General features: G+C 71.5%; 1 protein-coding gene. It reads right to left on the reverse strand.

Annotated features, from left to right (window positions below; translation table 11 throughout):
- Positions 1 to 173: 173 nt before the first annotated feature.
- On the reverse strand, positions 174 to 1,095 hold a 922-nt coding region (locus tag ACFWZ2_RS43665), incomplete at its 5' end, for a hypothetical protein (RefSeq protein WP_384555365.1).

The raw sequence follows: 1,095 nt of genomic DNA on the forward strand, positions 1-1,095 counted from the left end.
CCGCCGCCGTACGGCCCGGGCTGCTGCGGCTGCTGCCCGCCGTACGGGCCCGGCTGGTTGTAGCTCATCGCGTGGATCCCCTCCGAAACGCTTATGTGTTCCCGACATCCTGGCGCAGGGGCCCCGGTCGCCGACCGGGGCCCCTCAGTTCGCCGTCGGGCCGGCGGGCGGCGTCAGAGCTTGACGCGCACTTCCCCGCGGAACTTGGCCGTGGTGGACGCGGCCTCGTCGAGGTCCGCGGACTTGCCGGACACGGCGCTCGCCACGTCCGTGCCGACGACGTAACCGATGGTGCTGTGGTCGCCCCAGATGCAGGTCGCGGCGGACATCTCGCTCGGCCCGGAAGCGCCGGACGTCGAACCGCTGGTGCCCGCGCCGCTGCCCAGGTCGACCTTCATCTCCTGGCACTTCAGGACGGCACCGTCGAGCCCTGCGGGCTTGTACTCCTTCGGCTCGCCGACGAGCGTGACCTGCCCGCCGCCACCGGTGTCCGCCGACGCCTCGTTCTTCTCCTTGGCGTTCGTGAACATGCGGTCCACGACGCCCTCGGGGTCCTTGATGTCGCCGTAGACGCCGCCGAAGGTCAGGACCTTCTGCGCCATCGGGTTGTCGTCGCTGCCCGACTGGTACTGGGCCTGGACGTCCTTGGGGTTCTTCACCCCGGCCGCCTCGGCCTTGTCGAGGTCGATGCTGTTCAGGCCGCTGGCCCCGTCCGGCTTCTTCTTGTACTCGGTCAGGACGGTCTCGGGCGTCGTGAGCTTGTGCTTCCCGTCGTCCTTGACGCCGCCGTCCGCGACGCTCGAGGAGCCGCCGTTCTTGCCGCCGCCCTTGTCGTCGTCACCGCCCGCGAGAAGGAAGTAGCCGCCGACCGCGGCTGCCGCGACCACGGCGACGACGCCGATGATGAGGCCGGTCTTCTTGCCGCCGCCACCGGAAGGCGGGGGCGGGACCTGGCCGTACGGACCCTGCGGCTGCTGGCCGTACGGAGCCTGCGGCTGGCCGTACGGAGCCTGGGGCGGCTGCTGCCCGTAGGGACCCGGCTGCTGGGGCTGGCTGTAGCCGCCCTGCTGCGGGGCCTGCTGCGGGTAGCCGTAG

The sequence above is a fragment of the Streptomyces sp. NPDC059002 genome (genome assembly GCF_042740435.1).
Lineage (GTDB): Bacteria > Actinomycetota > Actinomycetes > Streptomycetales > Streptomycetaceae > Streptomyces.